This window comes from Umezawaea sp., from assembly GCF_057122925.1.
In genome coordinates this window covers 56,998-79,390 of the sequence record NZ_DBNGPQ010000065.1, presented here as the reverse complement: position 1 = coordinate 79,390, position 22,393 = coordinate 56,998, and the positions used below count along the sequence as shown (strand labels likewise).

Genomic DNA, 22,393 nt, shown 5'->3' with positions numbered 1-22,393 from the left:
CGGTTCAACCGCCGGGGGCGCTTCCCCGCAACTCCACGAGGTGGTCGTCGGGCAGCAGGTGCGCTGCTTCGGGTTCCTCGCACCAGAGCCGTTGGCCGTTGCGCAGCACGGCCAACACCCGTGGACCGAACTGGAGCGGGTCACGGCCGATCTCGGTCGAGCTGACCGGCCGCAGCGCGACGACCAGGTCGTCGGCGTGAGCCGAGGCGTCGATGAACGGGCCCAGCAGATCGGGCCAGAAGACCGGTCGTCTGATCGTTCCACCCGCCAGTTCGTCGGAGACGATCCCGCGGGTGGCGCCGAGGTGGGTGGCCAGTGCGCTCGCACGCGCCTCGCGCACGACGGTGATGATCGCCGACCTGGTCGCTCGCCGGACTGCCGAGGTGACCAGCACGCCCGCCTCGTCGCTGTTCACCGCGATCACGACGCAGAGCGCCACGTCGACGTCGGCGCGGCGCAGGACTTCGCCGTCTCCCCCGTCGCCCTCCACCACGACAGCTCCGTCGTGGGCCGCGATCCGAGCACGGGACCAGTCGGGTTCCACGACCACGAGGCTCGTCGCGGACGCCAGTTCCACGAGGGTCAGCGCCGCCCGGCGCCCGGTCTCGCCGTAGCCGATGACGACGACACGACCGAACATCCGTTCTCCTCCACGACGGCGGGTGAGCCCGCGGCACGGTGGGGCTCGTCACCACCGTCGCACCGCACCCGCACCGGCGCACCTGAAGATCTGCTTGCGCTCGCGGACCGCCAACCGCATCGTCAGCCACTCGTCAGGTCAAATCCGGCGTCGTCAACCGACGATGGGATCAACAACGTCGACGAACGGAGGGCACCATGACGGCACTGGTGCAGCGGTCGGACCACCACACGCGGGTCGTCTCGGGAGAACTGCTCACCGAGTTCCGAGGTGTGCTCACGACCTCGACGATCGCCGAGGTCGTGGCCGTCGCTCGTCACGACCTGGAGGGGCAGATCGTTCCCGAGGCTCTGCAGGAGATGCTGCACCGGCTCGCCCACCACAGGTTGAGCGCCCTGTGCGACTCGAACCGGTGACCACGCGGTTCGGCGTTCACACCTCGGGTCCGGTGCTTCGGTTCCACAGGAACGATCCCGTGCTGACGGCGACCCGTGGAGAGAGCAGGTCCTCGACGCCCGTCAGGACGTCGACACCGCCGTGATCGCTCGCACGAGACGCGCGGTCATCGCACCCTCACCTCCATCCGGCGGAAGACCCTGACTCCGACGTACCGGACCACGGTTTCACCGGGAACCCAGATCAGTGACCTAGGCGAACGTTACGCTCCCGTTACGTCCGCGACGTGGTGGTGACCGCCGCATTGTGCGTCACCCTCGACGCCCCGAACCTTGCGATCGTCTTGCGATCCAGCACTCGGCCCCGCTCGACCGGTCGACACCTCCTCGGTCGGGCAAGCTGTCGAAGCAGACGATCCGGGACAGGAGGGCCATGAACCACCGCGTGCTGCTCGTCGAGGACGACGAACGGATCCGGCAGGTCCTCGTGCTGGCGCTGGGCGACGAGGGCTTCGACATCACCGACGTCGTGTCCGGTGAGGACGCGCTGCGCGAGCTGGAGTCCTCGTCGTTCGACGTCGTGCTGCTCGACCTGATGCTGCCCGGCGTGGACGGGCTGGACGTCTGCCGCACGCTGCGCTCCCGCGGCGACCTGCCGATCATCATCGTCACCGCTCGCACCGACACCACCGACGTCATCGCCGGACTCGAAGCGGGCGCCGACGACTACGTGACCAAACCGCTCGTGGCCAGTGAGCTCGCGGCCCGCATCCGCGCCCTGCTGCGCCGCCGAGGCGGAGGCAGGGTGGACAACCTGCTCCGCGTGGGCGATCTGGAGATCCGCGTGGACGAGGGAGTGGTGCACCGGGACGGGGTGCCGGTGCACCTGACCAGGACCGAGTTCCAGGTGCTGGTCGAACTGGTGTCGGCGGCGGGCCGGATCGTCACGCGAGAGCAGCTGCTGGAGCGGGTCTGGGGCTACGACTACTTCGGCGACACCCGGTTGCTCGACGTGCACATCCGCAGGCTGCGCCGCAAGATCGAGAAGGATCCCGACGAACCCAGGCTGCTGCTGACCGTGCGCGGCTCCGGCTACAAGGTCGATCCGGCCCGATGACGACCGAGCGGGTGGGGTGAGCCGTGCGCGTGTCGTTGCGGTGGCGGGTCGCGACCGTGCTCGGACTCGGCTCCCTGCTGGTGACCAGCGTGCTCGCGACCGCGACCTGGAACCTCGCCTCCGGGTACATGTTGCGCCAGCGCGAGCAGAGCGCCGTGCGGCAGGCCGAGGTCAACGTGCTTCTGGTCGACGACTCCCTGCGACGCGGGTCCGACGGCCTGGACGACCTGCTGACCGGCCTCACCACCGGTCCCGACTCCACGATCCTGCTGTTCCGCGACGGCCAGATCCTCAGCAGCGGACGGCCGGTCGACCCGACGGCACTGCCCGCCAGGCTCGTCGAACTGGCTCGCGAGGGCACACCGGCCCGGCAACGGCTCGTGATCGACGGGATCCCCGCCATCGCCGTCACCCTGCCGGTGGCATCCGGTGAAGCCGTGTACCTCGAACTCTTCCCGACCCTCCAGCTGGACCGCACCTTCCGCTACCTGAGCAGCCTGCTCGTGGCGGGCACCCTGCTCAGCGCCCTGCTGGGTTTCCTGCTCGGGTCGTGGGCGAGCCGCAGAGCGCTGCGCCCCCTGACGGAGTTGACGAAAGCCGCGTCGCGGATCGCGGGCGGCGACCTGCGGGCCCGGCTGCCGGAACGAGCGGAGCCGGACCTCGCACCACTGGCCACGACGTTCAACGCGACCGCGGACGCCCTGGAACAGCGGGTGCTGCGCGACGCGCGGTTCGCCAGCGACGTGAGCCACGAGCTGAGGTCGCCGCTGACGACGATGGTGAACGCCGCTGAAGTGCTGCGGCGTCGGGCAGAGCTGCGAGGCCCACCGGCGAAGGCGCTGGACCTGCTGTCGTCCGAAGTGGACAGGTTCGCGCGGATGGTGGTGGACCTGCTGGAGATCTCCCGCGCCGACCAGGTCACCGACGACCGGGCACTGGAACCCGTCGACGTCGGCGACCTCGTGCGCAACATCATCGCGACCCGCTCCGAACCCGCGATCGACGTCACCGTCGACCAGGACGCTCCCCTGGTCCTCGTCGACCGCCGACGGCTGGACCGCGTCGTCGCCAACCTCCTGGACAACGCCGAACGGCACGCGGGAGGAGCCATCCGCGTCGCCGTGACGCACCACGACTCCGTGGTGCGGCTGGAAGTCGACGACGCCGGCCCCGGCGTCCCCCACGACCTCCGCGACCGGATCTTCGACCGCTTCGCCCGCGGCACGCGCTCCGGCAGCCGCGGCACCGACTCCGGCAGCGGTCTCGGCCTCGCCCTGGTCGCCCAGCACGTGCAGCGCCACGGCGGCGCGACCTGGGTCGAGGACCGACCGGGTGGCGGCGCTCGCTTCGTCGTCGAGATCCCGGAGGCAGAACGATGACACGCTCCGCAGTAGCGGCGCTGATCGTGACGGGCGTGCTGGCGGCCGGGTGCGGGGTGAGCGCCCAGGACGAACCGGAACCGCTCGAAACGTCGTCGGTGTTCCCCGAACCCATGCCCACCCTGACGCAGCAGCCTGATCGACCACCGACCTCACCGTCGTCACCGGTGTCCACCGGCTCGTCGCCCCGAACGACGTCACCAGCGGCGGACGGGTGAGCACCGACGCCCTGGCAGGTCAGCGAGGTGTGAACGCGATGGCGGGCAACGACCTCGCCGCGTCGTCCCCGCCGCCGTCGGCGGGAACGCCCAGCACCCGCGCCAGGCGACGCCACGCGCGCGGGTGGTCACGCCGGTAGCTCCGCAGCACCTCCGCGACCTCCTCGACCGGCAGGTAGCGGTGGTCCGGTCCGATCCACGTCCGCTCGCCCACCCGGAGTTCCAGCGCCGGAGCCGCGCGGAGGTTGCGGTACCAGTCCGAACGGTCACCCCAGCCTGCCACGACCACCACCTCCGGCACGTCGGGCGAGTAGCGCGCGACCTCGACCACGACGTCGCGCCGCAGGCCGGACCGCCTGCCCGTGTGCGCCAGGTAGGCGAAGCGGTGTCCGAGCACACGCCCCAGCCCCAGCCGGTAGAGCAGGACCGGCGCGCGGAACAGGTGCTTGACCAGACCGGACGGCCTGCGATCGACCAGACCCACGACACCACCTCGACGCTGCGCCACCTGACGACGACGGGACGACAAGAGGCCGCCGCGCGGCTCTACACCCCGCAGCGGAAGCAGTGGTGCGGTCCGACAGCCCGATCGCGACCACCCCAGCCCGCCCCGCTCGCACGCTCCCACAGATCCTCCCACACCGACGGGGGTGGGTCTCCGCTGTCGCAGGTGCGACCGCAGTGATCGCAGATCAGGATCAGGGTGGATTCGTCGTGGTCGCCGGGAATCGCGGTCACAGTGCGGTTTTCATCTCTTTCACGCAGGGAACGTGCTCCGGACGGGGGTCTGCCGCGCCCCGTGCGGCAGACCCCTGGTCTCGCACCGGGGATTGTCGTGGTGGCCCGCCCTACTGTCGCCCACATCGCGCCCCGTGAACCTTGCGATCATCTTGCGATCCCCGCGGTGATCGCGACGAGACCGTGGAACGGCGGTCGACCGTCGACCGGGAGAACGTGCCGATCCAGTGGCACAGCGAGACCAGCACCAGCTGCACCGGCGTTCTTCGGGCCCTGCGCGTCAGCGGTGAGCGGGAGGACCGCGGTCGCGTGTTCACGGTGGCGGCCGATCCCGCGGGCGCTGGTGGCGCGACCGCCGCCAGGTCGGCGGTGCTCGTGTCCTCGGTTTCACCGGACCTGTGAGACGCCACGGCCGTGCACCCCTCGCGACCGCGAGCGTCTCGGACGGGGTGCCGATCTGGCTGTCCCGATCAGGGCGGAGTTCGCGGGACGCTTCTCGCCCATGAGCCTCACACGACGCGTGACGCGGCGTGCGCGGGCGCCGGGGGGCAGGCCGAACCCGGAGAAAGTCTGAACCAAGAACTTCTTGCCTGGGAATTTCTTAGATGATAGTTTTCGGCGGTCGCTCCACCGGCGCGTCGATCCACCAGCGGCGTTCGGTGCAGCGCGTCGTCGCGGCGCATCGCGATGCCGCCTCGGCAGGGGCACCCTTGGCGAGCCGCCACCACCGCGGGTTCCGAGGCCGACAGCGGTTCGAGCAGATTAGGAGATCGCCATGACGGCACGTGACGCGGATGTGCCGGGTCCTCGCCCTTCACCGGATTCCGAGCTCACCTGGCTGCTGCACCGAGCAGCACAGCACATGCACAACGCCACCGGCGACCAGGCCGAGAAACACGGACTCGCCCTGCGCGAGTACATCGTCCTGAGCGCCCTCCACAAGACCCCCGGCCTCACCCAGGGAGAACTCGGCAGAACCCTGAGCCTGGACAAGACCACCCTGATGAGCCAACTCGACCGGCTCGAACGCAGAGGCCTGGTGGTGCGTCACAGCTCGCCGCACGACCGCCGCCTGCGCATCCCGGTGATCACCGACAGCGGTGAAGCCCTGCGCGCCACGGTGGCCGAGGCCAGCGCCGCCGTCGAGGCCTCGGCGCTCGATGGTTACGAGCAGGAACACATCGCGCACTTCCGCCAGATGCTGTTCGCCATCATCGGTGACAGCGAAGACCCTGGTTCCTGCCTGTGACGGCCCCCGGAAGTCGTGCGTCGCGGCACGTCGCCCCGCGGATCCACGATCGAAAGCCCCCGCCGCGACCATGACCACCGCACCCGGCCCCGCCACGTCGGTGTGACACCTGGACCCCGCGCCGATCCGGCCTGCGCCCTCCGCGCCCTCATCGACATCGTCGTAGCAGCGCGGCGATGTTCCGGCCCCGGCGGGATCCGACGCGGGCGTTCCGCGACCTGCCCCTGAGCTTCGTCGCCGACGCCCTGCCCCCAGGACCGCCGGTCGCTCACGCGATCGGACGACTCGGGAACCGCCACGCCCCGCAGCCCGGAAAGCTCCTGCCCGGGTCTCATCACCCCACCTTCGCGCACGAGGGCGATCCGGACCGAGCACCCCGATCGGCACGGGTCGATTTCTCAGGAACCTCGCTCGATATCGGCGCGCGCCGCGGAACACCGAGGATTCGAATCCGCACAGCGACGCCTCGCCGATGTCGGTGGCGAAGGCCCTCATGTCCAGGACAAGGCAGCGCTCGTCGATATCGTCGATCGGCCGGATCCGATTTCCGGACATGCCAGGCTCACATTCCTCCACTCCATTCAACTGCCACGAAGATGGAAGAAGTTCATCACATGCGATCGTTCGCACCACGCGTGCCAACCCGCCACATCGGGCCGGCGACAATCATGGGCCTCGTTGTCGCACAGGGCTCGATCTGGCTCATCCGGCGTCCGCCCGACGAGAATTTCGGGAGTTACCTCGGGCAGTTCTTCGGAGCCGAAGCCGTACTGCTGCTGTCGGTGGCGCTCGTGCTGATCAGCACGTTGCCGTGGGTGGAGGCGTGGTTCGACGGCATCGACCGGGCCGCGATCTGGCACCGCAGGCTGGCGATCACCGGACTGGTCCTGCTGGCGCCGCACATCATGCTGTCGTCGAATCCGGACGTCAGTGAACTCGGTGGCGCCCTCGCCGTGATCGGCATCGCCGGCTTGGTGGGGCTCGCCTTGTGGGCCATCCTGCCGAGGTGGCAATCCGTGGTTCCCCGACCCTTGCGCCCTGCGGTGATAGCGGCTCGTGACGCGCGCGGCCTCGCGGCTTTCCGTCGAATTTTCGGCGGTTACGATCGCTGGCGCGCACTACACCGGACGACCGGCTTGTTCGTCGCGGCCGGGTTCGTTCACGGCGTCCTCGACGGAACGGCGTTCGACACCTCACCAATCCGGTACTGGAGCTACCTGGCGATCGGCGCCGTCGGCCTCGGTTTCTACGTCTATCGCGAACTGCCGGCCCGGCTCTTCCAGTCGTTGCACGACTACCAGGTCGCCACGGTCGAGGAGATCGAGCCGGGCCTGGTGGAGATCGCCCTGCAACCGATCGGGCGCGGGGTCGATTTCATGCCGGGGCAGTTCGCCATGGTTTACCTCGAGGCCAAGGACGGTTGGCACCGGCATCCGTTCACGATCGCCAGCGCCCCGCACGACAGGGACCTGCGCTTCACGATCAAGGCTCTGGGCGATTACACGTCGCGCCTTCACGAACTCGTCGAGCCGGGCATGCCCGCGGTCATCGGCGGCCCGCACGGACGTTTCGACCATCGGCGTGGCACCGACCGGCAGGTCTGGATCGCCGGTGGCGTCGGGGTCGCACCCTTCCTCAGCTGGCTGCGCTCACTCGACGGCCCCCTGCCGTACCGGGTGGACTTCTTCTACTCCGCCGTCGGCGCACCGGCATTCGCCGATGAGATCCGGACGATCGCCGACAGGCACGACGACCTGCACGCTCACATCATCGATTCGAGCCTCGAAGGGCGCTTGACGGCGGAACGGGTGCTCGTCGACGTCGGCGGACACCCGGAAGGGCTGTCCGTGTTCATGTGCGGTCCCGCCGCGATGCTGTCCGCCTTCGAGACGCGGTTGCGGCGGGCGGGCGTCGCCTCCCGACACATCCACCGGGAGTACTTCGACTGGCGTTGACGTCGCACGGACGACCCGATCTTCCCCGAACCCACCACCGCTGGCCGCCACGTGTCGCTGACGCGGGAGCGGACACCTGAGCCCCGCACGGCAAGTCTTCTCAGTTAAGAACATCTTGACTGAGACATTCTTGCCTCGTACGATCATTCCATGCCACCTCTCGTCGCTCCCCTCCCGTGGTCGCAGCCACTGCCCGAGGCGTCTCCGCCGGCAGAGTTCGCCCTCTACCACCTGCCGACCGGCACGTACACGACACGCGCGGCCTTCGCCTTCAAGGGAGGGTCGTTCGGCGACAAACGGGAGTTCGCCTCATCGGCGGTGTTGGTGCAGCACCCGAAGGGCGATCTGCTGATCGACGCGGGCTTCGGCGCCGACGTCGCCACGCACATCGCGATGCTGCCCCGGTTCGTGCGCGCTCCTCATCGAGCGGGTCCGACGGTCAGCAGCCAGCTCGACGCCATCGGCTACGACCGCCGCCGGTTGCTCGGCGTGCTGCCGACCCATTCGCACTGGGACCACGTCAGCGGTCTCGACGGACTGCGCGGCACTCCCCTCTGGATGAACGCCCGCGAACGTGACTACGCGGCCCGGGACGCGGACGGCAAGGTCTACCGCAGCGTCTCGAAGGGTCACGAGATCCACGAGTACCGCTTCGACGACCGGCCGTACCTGGGCTTCGCATCGAGCTACGACGTGCACGGCGACGGCTCGGTGGTCGTGGCCCTCGCCGGTGGCCACACCACCGGCTCGGTCATCGTCTTCGTCACCCTGCCGACCGGGAAGCGGTACGCCTTCATCGGCGATCTCACCTGGCAGATCGACGGCATCCGCCGTCGCGTCGAACGACCGTGGGTCCTGAGCAAACTCGCCGACAGCGATCCCGAACTGCTTCGGCAAGGCCTGCTGCGCATGGTTTCCCTCGACGAGTTGATGCAGATCGTCCCCGCCCACGACCTCGGCTCCTACCAGGGGATCCCTCTGCTGTCAGCACAAGCAGCCGGACGGCCCGGCTGAACCAGATCGCGCCGGGGGGGATCCGGCCGCCGACCCCTTCCTCGCCCCACCTCGACAACCGGGGCCGGATTTCACCCATCACCTCCACAGGAGGAAGAGGACATGACACCACCGTTCCCGTGTGCCGGATGAGCGCCCGCGCGGCCTCCGGGCGTGAGGTCTACGCCCGCAATTTCGGAGTGGCCCCCGCCGAAGCAGAACGCATCATGAACGAGCGCGCAGGCGCTGTGTACGCCAGGGAAGCGTTCGAAGCCGCCGGAGGCCCCGGCTGGCAAGGACACAAGCTGACCGACCGCGACCGCGGCATCGCCGTCATCACCGCACTCGTCGCGCAGAACGTCACCGACGGGCGCCTGTCCACCTACCTCTCACTGGCCCGCCGCACCGGCCTGGACGAGGAGGCGCTCACCGAGCTGATGGTTCTGCTCACCGCCTACCTCGGACAGCCGTGCACCTCGCTGGCGATGGAAGCGATCCGCCACGCGGCCAGCGACGAAACGGTCCATCACCAGGCGTAGGCCCGCACGTCTCTTGTCCACTCGATCTCCGATAGGAAGCTCATGCGAACTCTGACAACGATTGGCGCTGCGTGGGCGGCGATGGTGATCGCGGGAGGTGTCGCTGTCGTCGGCGGCGTGCCCGCCGCGGCGACTCCCCCGTCGTCGACACCCGGCCCGACACAGGAGCGGGTCACCTGGAGCGCCCAGCCGTCGCTGCCGCAGTCGCGGTCCGAGGTCGGAGTCGCCGCTCTCAACGGCCGGGTCTACGTCGTCGGCGGCAGTGTGGAGAGCGCAAACACCGAGCCGAAGTACGCGTCCAACCTCGTGAACAGCTACGACCCCCGCACCCGGCAGTGGGCGAGCCACGCGCCGCTGCCGCGCGAACTCTCGCACGTCGGTGTCGCAGGCCTGAACGGCAAGCTGTACGCCTTCGGCGGGTTCACCAACGTCGTGCACATCGATCCCCAGTCCGTTTCCTTCGAGTACGACGCACGACGTGATCGGTGGACCCGCCTGCCCGACATGCCTGCCCGGCTCGGCTCCGTCGGCGTCGCGGCGGTCGACGGCAAGCTGCACCTGATCGGCGGCCGCGACTCCCGCCGCGTCGAGACCATCCCTGGTGTGCCGTTCGAGCTGGGTTTCGGCACCGTCCGAACGCACTTCGTCTACGACCCTGCGCGCCGCACGTGGTCGACCGCACCGCAACTGCCCGCTGAGGCGCGCGACCACGCGGGCGTCGCCGTGCTCGGCGATCGCATCCACGTCATCGGCGGCCGTGTGGAGGACGTCGACCAGAACCTCGCCCGCCACGACGTCTACGACGCCCGCACCCGTCGCTGGACCGAAGCCGCACCCCTGCCTGCACCGCGGTCGGCTGGAGCCGCGGTCGTGCTCGACGGCCGCATCGTCTACGCGGGCGGTGAATGCAGGCCCGGCAGCGAGACCGAGACCTTCGACGACGTGACCATCTACAACCCGCGGACCAACCGCTGGTCGACGGTCGCGTCGATGCCGCTCGGCGGCCGCCACGGGATCGGCGCGGGGCAGGTTGACGGCCGAGCGTACTTCGTCGCCGGAGCACCGACCTGCGGCGGCGGTTCGAGTGCGGACACCCTGGAGCTGAAGCTGCGATAGCCGCGCGCACCGTGATCTCCAAGCTGGGGCCCCAGCTTGGAGATCACCTCCAGCCGGACGGTGGTTTTCGCGGTCGGGCCCGAACTCCACGACGGCCGGTTGACCCCAGGCCGTACTCCGAAGATTTTCATGATCTACCCGGTGGCGAGCCGCTCGTGCTCCTCTCGCCGTCATTCCTCCTCTCGGGCGTCCGGGCCCGTCCCGCCCGCTCGTCGTGCTGACGGTGTTGTCGCTCAGTCCGAACTCGTGGAGCGCTCCGGGCGGTGGGCGCGCCTCTGCGTGCAGGCGGTTCGCCCGCCTGCCCGAGGGTGAACTGTTCCTCAGCGGCGGTACGCGCGGAGGAAGACGTCGACGCCTTCGGTGATGATCTCGCGGAACTCCGCCTCCGCGTTCGGCGATCCTTCTCGCAGCGGTTCCAGTGCGAGGAGGAACGTCAGGGCGGTGAAGTGCTTCACGGCGCGGCGCGGAGGAGCCGTTCGGAGTTCGCCGGTTGCCATGAGCGCCGTGAAGCGCTCTTCCACCAAGCGCTCGGGGTGTTCGCGTGCCGGCTCCTCCAGCCGTGGCGCGGACGGCTCCTGGGAGCTCAGCCGGCGGTAGGTGGCGTAGCTCGACGACGGGAACGCCTCGGTCGCCACTCGCAGCGCGAAGGCGGTCAGGCCCTCGGACAGTTCGCGTCCTTCGACGAGCTCCTCGTCGACCGCTGTCCGCACGGTCGCGGTCACGGCCTCGCTGACCCGTTCCAGGACGCCGCGGAACACGGTTTGCTTGTCGCCGAAGTGGTCGTAGACGGTGCGCTTGGACACGCCCGCCCGTGCGGCGACGGCGTCGACGCTGGTGCGCTCGTAGCCGTCCGCGATGAACAGCGCCTCGGCCGCGTCGAGGATCGCAGACCTCTTGCCCTCGGACCGCTGGCGTCGCCCCGGTGTCTGCTCAGCCGCTTTGATCGTCGCCACGTCCTCATCCTATTCTCCGGAAAACCACACTGCACCGTGTAGTGTGGTTTCCGAAGGGGTGATCATCATGTCCACGAGATCCACGGCCGCACCGGCGGGCGCCGCCGGTATCCAGGTGCGGAACCTGACCAAGCGCTACAACGGCAAGGCGGCGGTGGACGACCTGTCCTTCACCGCCCTGCCCGGTGCCGTCACCGGCTTCCTCGGACCGAACGGGGCAGGGAAGAGCACGACGCTGCGCATGCTGCTCGGCCTGGTCAGGCCGACGAACGGCAGCATTTCGATCGACGGGCGTTCCATCGTCGACCTCGACGAACCGGCGCGGACGGTGGGCGCTCTGCTCGACGCCCGTGCGGTGCATCCCCGCCGAACCGCGTTCGACCACCTCCTCGCCGTGGCGCAAGCCGCCGGGCTCGGCTCCGAGCGGGTCGCGCAGGTGCTGGACGTCGTCGGGCTGACCGACGCGGCGGGCCGTCGGGCGGGAGAGTTCTCGCTGGGGATGAACCAGCGCCTCGGCATCGCGATGGCGCTGCTCGGCGATCCACGGGTACTGGTGTTCGACGAGCCGCTCAACGGCCTGGACCCGGAAGGCATCCGCTGGGCGCGAACCCTGATGCGCGACCTGGCGGCCGACGGCCGGACAGTGCTGTTCTCCAGCCACCTGATGTCCGAGATGGAACTGACGGCGGACCACCTGGTCGTCATCGGACGAGGGCGGCTCATCGCCGACTCGACGTTGGCCGAGTTCGTCCGGGCGAACACCACCCTGGCCGTCGTGGTCGGTTCGGCCGCCATCGACGACCTCGCCCGCGCACTGGACGGCGCGGGCGTCGCGTTCGAGGTGACGGCGGGCCGGACCCTGCTCGTCACCGGGGTCGACCCGGCGATGGTCGGCAAGATCGCCGCCGCCGAGGGCATCGCCCTCGACGAGCTCACCGGGGTGCGCGACTCCCTGGAGGACGTCTTCCTCCGGCTCACGCACGACGCCACCGAGTACGAGAGCCGTGCGTCATGAGCCTGCTGCGTTCGGAGTGGACGAAGCTGCGCAGCGTGCGCTCGACCTGGACCGCCGCGGCGAGCACCGTCGCCTCCGGTGTCGCGCTCAGCGTGCTCGGCATCTCGGACCTGCTGGGCGCGGCGTCGTCGTCGGTCCCGCCGGACTGGGACCCGACCGCGGGCAGCCTGAAGGGGTTCCTCTTCGCCCAGCTCGTCATCGGCATGCTCGGCGCGTTCGCCATCACCCCCGAGTACGGCAGCGGGACGATCGGCGGCAGCGTCGCGGTCGTCCCGGCACGGTCTCGCCTGCTCGCGGCCAAAACCGCTGTCGTCGCGGCGATCGCCCTCGTCACCGGCCTGCTCACGACCCTGATCAGCTTCACGGTGGTGCAACTGGTGCTGCACGGTGCGGGGCTCCCCGCGGCCGGGCTGGGTGACCGGGGAGTCCTCGGCGCCCTCGTCGGAGCCACGCTGTACCTGACGCTCGTCGCCCTCATCGGGGTCGCCGTCGGCGTGCTCACCCGATCGAGCACGAGCAGCCTCGCGGTGCTCGTCGGCGCACTGCTGCTCGTGCCCGCCCTCGGACCGGGACTGCCCGGCGGCCTCGGCGACGCCTTCGCGCGGTTCTGGCCGATCACCGCGGGGCAGGCCTCGTACGTCGTGGTCCCCGTCGACGGCGTGGTGTCGCCCGCGCTCGGACTCTTCGTCCTGGCGGTGGCCACGGCGGCCGTCACCGTCGCGGGCCACATCGCGTTCCGCGCCCGCGACATCTGAGCGGGCGCCCGTCACATCCGCACTTCTCCGCCGGCCCTCTGGTGCCGGCGCCCACGGGGAGGACATGTCCACGACCGATGTCGCGATCGTCGGCGGGGGGCCGAGCGGACGCCGACCACTTGCGGATCCCGTTGTCGGTCAACGAGATCCGCAGGAACAACACCGCCCGTCAGACGGCGATCCTGCCGAACAGGTGCGAGGCAGGGGCGTGCGGGTCGTCGCCGTAGAAGAACTCCACGAGCGCCCGGTGGAACTCGGCGCGGTCCAAGCCGCCCGATCCGTCCAGGTCCAACGCGTCGAAGACCGCGGCGCAGTCCTGTGAGGACACGTTGCCCGCGTGGCGGAAGATCTCCCCGAACTCCGCCCGGTCGACCCTGTTGTCGCCGTCGAGGTCGACCAGGTCGAAGTAGCAGTCGGCCACCGGCCCGACCTGCTGCGGGTAGAGGGCGGGATCGGCCAGCGCTCGCCGGAACCCCGCGGTCATCTCCCGCAGGTCGACCTTTCCGTCACCGTCCTGGTCCATCGGCGCGATCACGTTGGCCCAGAACGCGTCCAACCCCTCGGTGAGCTGCCGGGCGGTCGCGGACTCCGGCATGACACCACGGGCCGCGATGTAGCGCTCGCCCATGAGCCGGACGTCCTGACGGGTGATCACCCCGTCGCCGTCCACGTCCGCACCCTTGAACCACTGGCGGTACTTGAGATCGCAAACTCCAGTCATGACCGCGCAACGTAGTGAGGCGATCACCGTGCTTTCAAGCCGCACCACCACGGTGGAAATCAAATCATTCGTTCGAGTGGTGCCGCCGTCACCCACGTGGATGACGGCGGCCGGCTTCACCCGATGCGAGACCTCGCCGACCCGGACCGGGCCCGTCAGCCGGGTGCGCGTCAGCCGGGCGGCACGAGGTTCGGTGGCGCGAAGGCGAGCACATCGGGGAGAGGGCCGTCGTAGGGCTCGACGTCGACCAGCGCGCTGAGAGCACTCGGTCCTTGGGAGAGGCGCGAGCACGGTCGATCCGCCGTGAGGACGTTCGGGTTGCCGTGGCGGTCCAGGGTGCCGTTCAGGCCCGGCCGCACCGGATCCCACCACGCTCCCGTGGACAGTTGCAGGACGCCCGGCATGAGGTCGTCCGACAGGACCGCGCCCGCGAGGCAAGCGCCCCGGTCGTTGTGGACGCGCACGACCATGCCGCTCTCGATGCCGCGCGCCGCGGCGTCCGACGAGTTGATCGTCACGGGTTCACGGCCGCGGATCTTCGAGCCGAGGCTGTGGCCACCGTTGTCGTACTGGCTGTGCAGGCGTGAGGCGGGCTGGTTCGAGATCAGGTGCAGCGGGAAGCGGTTCGCCAGATCGGCGCGAAGCCACTCGGTCGGTTCGTACCACTTCGGATGCCCGGCGCAGTCGTCGTAGCCGAACGAGTCGATCTTCTCCGAGAAGATCTCGATCCGGCCCGAGGGCGTCGCCAGGGGGAAGAGCCGCGGATCCGAGCGGAGGTCCTCGAAACTGCCGGGATAGGGCCCGGTCGACGCCGGCAGCCCAGCGGTGGAGCTTCGCCAGAAGTCGTCGAAGTCCGGCAGGGCGGCGGCATCGCCGAGTGTGGCCCTGGTCTGTTCGTAGAGGTGCCGGACCCATTCGCTCTCCGAGCGCGACTCCGTGAACTCGTGCTCGAACCCGAGCCGTGCGGCCAAGGCGGCGAAGATGTGGTGATCGGTGCGCGATTCGCCCTCCGGTTCGCGGACTTTCGGCATCGCGGCGATGTGGGGGTCGGAGAACCCGGCGGCGAAGTCGTCGCGCTCCAGGCTGGTGGCGACGGGCAGGACGATGTCCGCGAACTTCGCCGTCGTGTTCCACCAGGCTTCGTGGACCACCACCGTGTCCGGGACCTGCCAGGCGCTGGTCAACCGGTGGAGGTCCTGGTGGTGGTGGAACGGGTTCCCCCCGCACCAGTAGATCAAGCGCAGCTCGGGCAGGGTGAGGCGTTGGCCGTCGTAGTCGATGACCTCGCCCGGACGCAGGAGGGTGTCGGCGATCCGTGCGACGGGGATGAAATCGGGAACCGGGTTGGGAACCTCCGGGATCGTCGCCACGAAAGCGCGGTCCTGTGCGACGCCCGTCGCGTCCATCGTCGCGTAACCCGCGCCCCAGCCGCACCCCGGCCGACCCATCGAACCCGCCATGGCGGCCAGCACGACGGACATCCAGATCGGTTGTTCGCCGTGGTCCGCGCGCTGCACCGCGTAGTTGACCATGATGACGGAACGCCGGCTGGTGAGGCGGCGGGCGAGGTCGGTGATCGAGTCACGGCTGATGCCCGTGATCCTCGCCGCCCACTCGGCGTCCTTCCGGACGCCGTCGACCTCGCCGAGCAGGTAGGCGGCGAAGCGGTCGAACCCGACGCAGCACCGGCGGAGGAAGTCCTCGTCGTGCCACCCGTTGACCAGCATCGTGTGGGCGATGCCCAGCATCGCGGCGGTGTCGGTGTTGGGGACGACGGGCAGCCACTCGGCGTCGAGGAAGTCGGCGGTGTCGCTGCGGATGGGGCTGATGTTCACGAACCGCACCCCGGCCTCGCGGCACCGCCGTTGCAGGTCCCGCGTCCGGTGCCTGGCCAGTCCGCCGGGGTTGATCTGGCTGTTCTTCAGGGCCAGCCCTCCGAACGCGACCACGAGTTCGCAGTTGTCGGCTATCTCGTCCCACATCGGCATCCGGCTCTGGTAGCTCCACGGATGACCGCCGATCACGTGGGGGAGGATGACCTCCAACGCCGCGGTGCTGTAGGTGTTGCGGGAGTCGGTGTAGCCCCCGCCCAGCGCCAGGAACCGGTGGAGTTGTCCCTGCGCGTGGTGGAACCTGCCCGCGCTCGCCCAACCGTAGGACCCGCCGAACACCGCGCTGTCGCCGTGCTGTGAGCGGACTCGACGGAGTTCATCGCTCACGAGCGTGATCGCGTGGTCCCAGCTCACCTCCACGAAGGCATCGGTGCCCCTGGCCGTGCCGTGGGCGCGCGGCTCGCCGTTCAGCCAGCCCTTGCGCACCGCGGGCCGCAGGACGCGAGCTTGGTCGTCGGCGGCCGTCACCATTCCGGGGCCGATGGGCGACGGGGCGGGGTCGTCGTGCCTCGGCTCGATGCGCACCAGTCGACCGGAATCGACCACCGCGTCGAAACTGCCCCAGTGCGTCGCAACCGACATGCGTCGTTCCACCATGCGTCAACTCCGCCTCTGACGTTTCCTCGGTCCTGGACAACGGTCGTCCACGTCGCAGTGGGTGACGTGGTGCACCGGGAGCCTGCCGCCCGCACCGTCCGCCTCGCGGGAACGGGTCGGCGACCGGCTGCGCGGGCGGGGAGGCCCCCGTGCGGGAATCGCTCATCAGCGGAACCTCCGTCCCGCCTCTGGCGGGCCGCGCGGTGCGGCTCGTGGTCGGCGACGTGACCTCCACGGTATCCCTGGGCAGGGCGGGGTAGAAGACGATGTCAAGCAACGGCGAAGGTTCTTCTGTGTCGACGAACCGTTCACCGGAGACCTCGCTCATCGTTGAGCACCAGCACGCCGAACAGCGCCAACTCGGATCGACGCCATCCCAGCCAACGTCACCCCAGGCATTAGAACCTTCGAACCACGCCCGTGAACCCCACCACGAACAACGTCGCGAACGCCCAACCCAGGATTTGCAGGAGGAGCCCGGCGATCGTCGCCGCCATCGCCCATCCACCGTCGGCTTTGAAGTCGCAGCGCGACCTGCCGCCGGTGCTGATCAGTGGCACCGAGAGGTCCGCTGCCAGGCGGATCGTGTCGGCGAAGCGGCACGGGAAGTCCGTGTCGGGCAGGTCCTCCACCACGACGGCCGAGCTGACGTTCTGCACGCGCGGCACAGACCGGTGGACCACGTCGGCGCTCGACGCGGCCCACGTGAGGGCGAGCGCGACCACGAAGACACCGGCCAGGCCGACCAGCGCCCGGCCTGGCCGGTAGCCGTGCCCGATGAACCGCTTCTTGACCCAGTGCCATATCCGCGAGCCGCGCGTCGCGGACTCGTTCGTCTGATGTCGTTCGTCCTCCAGCGCGATCAGGACCTCCCTGGCCTCGGTCGCCCGTCCGGTGTTCCGCAGAACGGCCGCGAGGTGCTGGTAGGGCTGGGCCTCGAACGGACGAGCGTGCACGCTGAACCAGTGGGGCCAGTACGGGTGCGCCGATTCGCGCGACAGCCTGCCGTACTCCAGCTCGGCGAGCACCACCGTGCTCGTCGAGGTGCACCGCCCGTTCACCGGACGGCACACGGTCTCCGGGGGGATGCGGAGCTCGTTGACCGTCGCGCACCGGAGGTCGAGCGTCACCGCGCTCGGGTCGGTGTTCACGATCTTCGCGGGCCGTCGGGCGCGCTTCTCGGGATCTTCGGGATCCTCGGGTTCCGAGCCGAAGGACTTGCCGGTGAAGCGCCTCCCGACGCCCAGGTCGAGACGGGAGCCGACACGCGCGGACATGAGGTGGATCGTCGCGAGTTCCTTCGACTTCGCCACCGCCTCGAACCCCGAGCACAGCAGGAGTGAGCCTCCCACGTGCAGCCCTTCGGCGTTGAGCACCGGACCGTGTCCGTTGGTCAGCGTCGTGCCGTCGAGCCACAGGTCTCCGCGCACCCGTGCGTTGACGAGCTGGACCGCTCCCGTGTCGCAGGAGACGGTCGCGCGAGCGTGACGGAACCTGAGCGCGCGGCCCACGTGGATGCCCTCCGCGTGCAGGGCCGGTCCCTCCGGGTTGTCCAGACACGCCCCGTCCAGTTCGAGGTTGCGGCCGATGCGGGCACCGACCAGCCGCACGGCGCTGTCGGCGGTGTTGCTCGTCGTGCCCAGGCCTCGGAGGTAGAGGGTGCCGTCCACCCTGATCCGGTCGGCGTGGAAGAACGGAATCCGGCAGTCGAACAACTCGAGCCACGGCACCCACGCGTTGTGGGCGAAGATCGGCCCCTGGAGCACGCACCGGTTCAGGTGCAGCCCGACCTGGGTCCTCACCGAGTCGAGTCGGAGCTCCGGGCCATCGATCCACGCGTTCGCGAGCGTCACCCCCCGCGGGTGGAGGTGGTTTCCGCACCTGCCCTCCAGCAGGCCGCTGATCACCCGTGCCCGCACGTGGTACCAGTTGTCGGAGGTTCCCGGACGGCGAAGCGCAGCGCAGTCGAGTTCCCTCCCCGCCTTCGCGCAGGCGACCAGCCGTCGTTCGACCGGTGTCAGTCCCCGCCACCTCATGACGAGCCCTCGTCCGCGTAGGTCGGTGGCAGGAGGGGTGTGGGACCTCGGGGCTGGTCGTCCCGAGCGGGCTCCTCGTCGGCCACGTCGGCGACCACCTCGTCGAACACCGGGTCGTCGTAGTAGCCGCTGTGCCCGCGCAGTCGGGACCGCGGCCGGTCCGCGAGCGACTCGATGAACTCGGGGTCCCGCAACCTGATGTCGTGGCCCAACTCCCGGCCCCGCAGGAAGCTGCCTTCGCCGCCCGCGCGCACTTCTCCGAGCCCAGGCGGGTTCTCCGAGCCCATTGCGTGCCACGTCGGCGGGGAGGTCTCGGAGGTCTGCGTGGATCCGTCCTGCCAGGTGAGCACGGGGCCGCCGAGCGGATCGGTCCACCGGTGCACGTTCCTCCACCGCCCGCCCAGGACCTCGTGGACGCTCGCCAGCTCGGCGTAGCCGAGGTAGCGCGGGAAGAGCCTGGCGAACGCCCACCGCAACTGCGACCCGTAGGTGACCAGGCCCAGCCGCCGAACGGTGTTCTCGGCCTCGGCCCGCTTGATGTAGCAGTGGCCGGAGTCGTCCGTCTCGCGTTCCTTCGCCAGCACGAGCACGGCGGCGACGCACACCACGCTGCCCTGGCTGTGCCCGGACAGGACGACCTTGTGCTCCCCTGGCTGGTTCGCCAGGTGGTTCGCGCGACTGGCCAGCTCGAGCGTGGCCCGACCGCCGTAGGGCGGAGGGCAGATCGGATGGGCGTAGCGCGGCCAGAACGCGATCAGGTCCCACAGGACACCGACCACGGTCCGCATCTTCTGCCCCTGCCACGAGCGGATGCCGAGCAGGACCAGGCCCGCGGCCAGGCCCGACAACACCCAGCCGCCGACGCTGGGGAGCGGACCGTCGAGCAGCCACGCGGGTGGGTCGGTGGCCTCCCGGTCGACGACCAAGCGGACGGTCCCGACCACGCCCGCTGCCACCACCAGCGCACCACCCAGCACGCTGATCGTGCCGAGCGCCCAGTGGTAGCGGTACTTCGCCCGCGCCAGCCGCCACGCCGTGGCGACCTTGCCGATGCCCCGCGGTTGAGGCTCGTCCGCGACCCTCCTGGTGACTTCCACGCCGTCGTCGTGTTCGCCCTCGTAGTCCCCCGCGGCGCGGTCGTCGAGCCCGTCCGACCGCCACCGGCCGAACCCCAGCCACAGTCCGACGGCCAGCAGGACCACCGAGACTCCCAGCAGCCACCAGAGCGGCCGGTCCCGCCCGACGAAGGCCGACGGGCCGCTGATCGTCGCCGCCAGCAGGACCGCCGCGGCCACCGGTTGTTGCGCCATCACGGCCAGCAAAGGCAGCAGCAGCACCAGGAACACGACGGCGAGCACTCCCCACAGCACGACCCCCGTCCAGTAGGCCTCGCTCAGTTCGATCCGCCACTGGACCACGTCGCCCGCGGTCTCGGCGACGTCCGCCCGCGTGACGTGATCGCCGACCGGTTCGCCCAGCAGATCCGCTACGCGGTAGGCGAATCCGCTGCTGAACCCGGCCGCGAGCGTCGTCGCGAACGCCGCGGTGATCCACGCCGCGAAACCGCCCCACATCGGCCCGAACGCCGTGCGGGCGTGCTCCGGGATGGGGTCGAGGGCGCCTCGCTGCTTGCGGCACACGCCCAGGAGGACCAGCAGGAGGACCGCGGCCAGACCGCTCTGGACCATGGTCACGACCTCGAAGCCCGCCAGCGGCCGGGCCAGCGCGTCGGCGTCGCCGACGTCCCACAGGACCACGGCGGCCAGCACCACCGACCCCGCGAGGTACACCAGCGAGCCCCACTTGAGCAGGGTGAACCGGAGGGGGACGCGGCAGGAGTCGTTGAACCGCGGGTCGGGACGCGACTCGGTGGCCGGGACCTTCGCGACCCCGAGCGCGGCGAGGAGGACCAGGAGGACACCGACCCCGACCGCGATCGCCCACAGCCAGGTCGGCGCGGTGGCCGTCAGGACGTCGGTGTTCAGTGCGCCGCTGTACAGGATGCCCGTCACGGCGCAGGCGACCGCGACGTGCGCCGCCCGCAGCGCCGGGGCCCTGGGTGACGTGTGCCAGAAGGCGTGGTCGCGCAGTGACCCGTCCTCGGGGACCCACTCGTGCCGCTCGCCCTTGGGCTCGTACAGGAACGTTTGCCTGCCGAACCACCACAGCAGGCCGATCACGGCCGCCGTGGGGACGACGCCCAGCAGCAGGCGCGCACCGAACGGCCAGGTCGCGGTGAAGTCCAGCCACCCGTTGTCCTGCAAGCACACCGCACTGCTGGAGCACTGCCGGACGACGAGTTCCAGGCAGAGGTGGACGGTGTTCGCCACGAGCACGGAGGTCAGCACGACGCCGAGCAGCCGGAGCACGCCGTCGGCGAACTTTCCCCTGCCCAGCAGCATGTAGCGGGACAGGTTCAGCAGGGCGAACGGCGCCAGGAGGAGCCAGAGCGCCCGGCTCGCGCCGCCGGAGGTGAACCGTCCCCAGTGGAACGCCTCGACGATCCGGGACCGCGGCGGCTGCGTCCCGCCGGGCAGCGTGGTCACCGGCTCGGCGGCCCGGAAGAAGCGGGCGGTGTCGTCGCCCGCGACCTGCCGGGGAAAGGGCTCGCCGAGCATCGATTCCGGTGGTGTGCCGGAGACGCCGTGGACGCGCAGCTCGTGAACTACCCTGTTCGGCCGATCAGTCATACGTCCACCCGCCTCAACGTGCAGGGCTACCAGTAGGCTAATCGGGTGCTCAGAGGGCTCGTTACCGTTCGAAGCCGATCCGTGACCTCGGCCGTGAACCGTCCTCACCCCGCCGGTCCACCGCGGAAGCTCGCGAGTGGTCATCACCGAGGCGTTCGGCGGTTCCGAGCGGCGGCGTGACGAACCAGAGACTGACTATGCGCGCCAAGCAGGACGTCCCAGCGGCGCCCCCTGGCACCTGCAACGGGTGACCATCGTCATCGCTCATCGCCGATAGCGCTGGCTCCGCCAGTGGATGCCGTGCACGGGTCAAGGCCTGCCGCAGGGATGCCTGAACTTCGTTAAGGTGTCAACCGTGGGAAAGGGCATAAACAAGGACCGGATCGTCGCGGCAGCGCTCGACCTGCTCAACGACAAGGGCATGGACGCACTGACCGTCCGTGCGCTCGCCGCGAGGCTGGACGTGCAGGCGCCGGCGCTGTACTGGCACGTCCGCAACAAACAGGAACTGCTCGACGAGATGAGCACGTTCGTCATGCGCCGCGTCACGGATGCGCTGTCGGCCGTCTCACCAGACGCCGGCTGGCGGGCCAACCTCGCCGACTACGGCCAGGTCCTGCGCACGGAATACCTGGGCTACCGGGACGGAGCCCGCATCTTCAGCGGCACGCGCCTCTCCGATCCGGACGTGGTGAAAGCCAAGGAGACCTGGCTCGCGCGGTTCGTCGAGGCCGGCTTCACCCTTGCCGACGCCGACGACGCCCTGGACGTGGTCACCGCGTTCGTCGTCGGCTTCGTCATCGAGGAACAGGAGCGGGTGCGGTCGGAGGAGACCACCCCGGGTCGTTACTCGCTGGCCGAACGCGATGCCTGGCTGGGCGAGGGGGCCGATCTGGTCAAGGCCGCGGGTCGCCTGCGCGATGATCACCACACGCGGTTCACGCGGCACCTCGATGTCGTCCTCGACGGGCTCGCGGCCCGGCAGCAGCGCTGACCCACGTCCGGGGCGAGACGTTCGACGCCCCCGTCATCGACGTGATGACGCCGAACCTGGACGGGGCCCGGGTTCTCCGGGCCCCCAGGGCGGACGGCCGCCGCGTACCGGCGCAGGTCGTTCACCCTCCGCGCGGCGCAGGACGCTAGCGGACGTCGACGGCGAGGTTTCAGGGGATTCCGACGGGCGCAGGTCGGCTCCCGCACGCCGCCGTCGACCCCACGACGCGGTATTCCACGAGCTCCAGCGCACGACCCGGCGATTCGCGGACCGCGCGGTCGGCGTCCGCGACGAGCACGTGCAGGTCACCGAACCCGCTCCTCTCTCTCCATGCCGGCCCGGCGTCGCTCGGGTGTTCGGCGTCCTCGCCCCGAGCGTCCTTCACCACGCTTGACACCTTA

The 22,393-nt window shown here is 70.0% G+C and carries 20 protein-coding genes; 11 read left to right on the top strand and 9 right to left on the bottom strand.

The genetic code is table 11. The features are described from left to right. Nucleotides 1-4: 4 nt before the first annotated feature. On the bottom strand, nucleotides 5-640 hold the full coding sequence (locus tag AC156L_RS14860) for a potassium channel family protein (protein ID WP_330876472.1): 636 nt from the start codon (nucleotides 638-640) through the stop codon (nucleotides 5-7). A gap of 197 nt (nucleotides 641-837) precedes the next feature. On the opposite strand from AC156L_RS14860, the gene AC156L_RS14855 reads away from it, so the two are divergent. From AC156L_RS14855 to AC156L_RS14845, 3 genes are all read left to right on the top strand, one after another. Beyond that, a complete protein-coding gene (locus AC156L_RS14855; RefSeq protein ID WP_330876473.1) occupies nucleotides 838-1,056 on the top strand; it encodes a hypothetical protein in 219 nt (72 codons plus the stop codon). Between the two features lie 412 nt (nucleotides 1,057-1,468). After that, the gene (locus tag AC156L_RS14850) at nucleotides 1,469-2,152 is read left to right on the top strand and encodes a response regulator transcription factor (protein ID WP_330876474.1); all 684 of its coding nucleotides are present in this window, start codon (nucleotides 1,469-1,471) and stop codon (nucleotides 2,150-2,152) included. 23 nt (nucleotides 2,153-2,175) lie between these two features. Then, the gene (locus AC156L_RS14845; protein ID WP_330876475.1) at nucleotides 2,176-3,531 is read left to right on the top strand and encodes a HAMP domain-containing sensor histidine kinase; all 1,356 of its coding nucleotides are present in this window, start codon (nucleotides 2,176-2,178) and stop codon (nucleotides 3,529-3,531) included. A 237-nt stretch (nucleotides 3,532-3,768) separates the two neighbouring features. Here AC156L_RS14845 and AC156L_RS14840 read toward each other — a convergent pair whose 3' ends face one another. Continuing rightward, nucleotides 3,769-4,233: a nitroreductase family deazaflavin-dependent oxidoreductase gene (locus tag AC156L_RS14840; RefSeq protein WP_330876476.1), complete on the bottom strand. Its 465-nt coding sequence runs from the start codon at nucleotides 4,231-4,233 to the stop codon at nucleotides 3,769-3,771. A 364-nt stretch (nucleotides 4,234-4,597) separates the two neighbouring features. Further along, entirely contained in the window at nucleotides 4,598-4,897 is a 300-nt protein-coding gene (locus AC156L_RS14835) for a hypothetical protein (RefSeq protein ID WP_414719894.1), read from the bottom strand. 365 nt (nucleotides 4,898-5,262) lie between these two features. Here AC156L_RS14835 and AC156L_RS14830 point away from each other — a divergent pair, with 365 nt between their 5' ends. From AC156L_RS14830 to AC156L_RS14810, 5 genes are all read left to right on the top strand, one after another. Then, a complete protein-coding gene (locus AC156L_RS14830; protein ID WP_330876478.1) occupies nucleotides 5,263-5,736 on the top strand; it encodes a MarR family winged helix-turn-helix transcriptional regulator in 474 nt (157 codons plus the stop codon). A gap of 614 nt (nucleotides 5,737-6,350) precedes the next feature. Next, nucleotides 6,351-7,691 carry a ferredoxin reductase family protein gene (locus AC156L_RS14825; protein WP_330876479.1) on the top strand — a complete coding sequence of 447 codons (1,341 nt, stop codon included), beginning with the start codon at nucleotides 6,351-6,353 and terminating at the stop codon, nucleotides 7,689-7,691. Nucleotides 7,692-7,841: 150 nt separating this feature from the next. Further along, nucleotides 7,842-8,705, top strand: coding sequence for an MBL fold metallo-hydrolase (locus AC156L_RS14820; RefSeq protein WP_330876480.1), 864 nt, complete (start codon nucleotides 7,842-7,844; stop codon nucleotides 8,703-8,705). A 128-nt stretch (nucleotides 8,706-8,833) separates the two neighbouring features. Beyond that, on the top strand, nucleotides 8,834-9,223 hold the full coding sequence (locus tag AC156L_RS14815) for a carboxymuconolactone decarboxylase family protein (protein ID WP_330876481.1): 390 nt from the start codon (nucleotides 8,834-8,836) through the stop codon (nucleotides 9,221-9,223). A gap of 81 nt (nucleotides 9,224-9,304) precedes the next feature. Then, the gene (locus AC156L_RS14810; RefSeq protein ID WP_330876482.1) at nucleotides 9,305-10,339 is read left to right on the top strand and encodes a Kelch repeat-containing protein; all 1,035 of its coding nucleotides are present in this window, start codon (nucleotides 9,305-9,307) and stop codon (nucleotides 10,337-10,339) included. 320 nt (nucleotides 10,340-10,659) lie between these two features. Here the strand turns inward: AC156L_RS14810 and AC156L_RS14805 are convergent, their stop codons facing one another. Then, complete coding sequence (locus tag AC156L_RS14805; RefSeq protein WP_330876483.1) at nucleotides 10,660-11,292, bottom strand: TetR/AcrR family transcriptional regulator; 633 nt, start codon at nucleotides 11,290-11,292, stop codon at nucleotides 10,660-10,662. Between the two features lie 67 nt (nucleotides 11,293-11,359). Here AC156L_RS14805 and AC156L_RS14800 point away from each other — a divergent pair, with 67 nt between their 5' ends. Beyond that, on the top strand, nucleotides 11,360-12,307 hold the full coding sequence (locus AC156L_RS14800) for an ATP-binding cassette domain-containing protein (protein WP_330876484.1): 948 nt from the start codon (nucleotides 11,360-11,362) through the stop codon (nucleotides 12,305-12,307). Further along, a complete protein-coding gene (locus AC156L_RS14795) occupies nucleotides 12,304-13,062 on the top strand; it encodes an ABC transporter permease (RefSeq protein WP_330876485.1) in 759 nt (252 codons plus the stop codon). Before AC156L_RS14800 ends, AC156L_RS14795 begins: the two co-directional genes overlap by 4 nt. 169 nt (nucleotides 13,063-13,231) lie before the next feature. Here the strand turns inward: AC156L_RS14795 and AC156L_RS14790 are convergent, their stop codons facing one another. The 4 genes from AC156L_RS14790 to AC156L_RS14775 all read right to left on the bottom strand — a co-directional run bounded on the left by AC156L_RS14790 (nucleotide 13,232) and on the right by AC156L_RS14775 (nucleotide 20,998). After that, complete coding sequence (locus AC156L_RS14790) at nucleotides 13,232-13,783, bottom strand: EF-hand domain-containing protein (protein WP_330876486.1); 552 nt, start codon at nucleotides 13,781-13,783, stop codon at nucleotides 13,232-13,234. A gap of 170 nt (nucleotides 13,784-13,953) precedes the next feature. After that, nucleotides 13,954-16,257, bottom strand: coding sequence for a molybdopterin-dependent oxidoreductase (locus AC156L_RS14785; RefSeq protein ID WP_330876487.1), 2,304 nt, complete (start codon nucleotides 16,255-16,257; stop codon nucleotides 13,954-13,956). Between the two features lie 413 nt (nucleotides 16,258-16,670). Beyond that, entirely contained in the window at nucleotides 16,671-18,074 is a 1,404-nt protein-coding gene (locus AC156L_RS14780; protein WP_330876488.1) for a hypothetical protein, read from the bottom strand. Between the two features lie 230 nt (nucleotides 18,075-18,304). Beyond that, complete coding sequence (locus AC156L_RS14775) at nucleotides 18,305-20,998, bottom strand: hypothetical protein (protein WP_330876489.1); 2,694 nt, start codon at nucleotides 20,996-20,998, stop codon at nucleotides 18,305-18,307. Nucleotides 20,999-21,353: 355 nt separating this feature from the next. On the opposite strand from AC156L_RS14775, the gene AC156L_RS14770 reads away from it, so the two are divergent. Next, complete coding sequence (locus tag AC156L_RS14770; RefSeq protein WP_330876490.1) at nucleotides 21,354-21,992, top strand: TetR/AcrR family transcriptional regulator C-terminal domain-containing protein; 639 nt, start codon at nucleotides 21,354-21,356, stop codon at nucleotides 21,990-21,992. A 169-nt stretch (nucleotides 21,993-22,161) separates the two neighbouring features. On the opposite strand, the gene AC156L_RS14765 is transcribed toward AC156L_RS14770, so the two are convergent. Further along, a complete protein-coding gene (locus AC156L_RS14765; RefSeq protein WP_330876491.1) occupies nucleotides 22,162-22,380 on the bottom strand; it encodes a hypothetical protein in 219 nt (72 codons plus the stop codon). Between the last annotated feature and the right edge of the window lie 13 nt (nucleotides 22,381-22,393).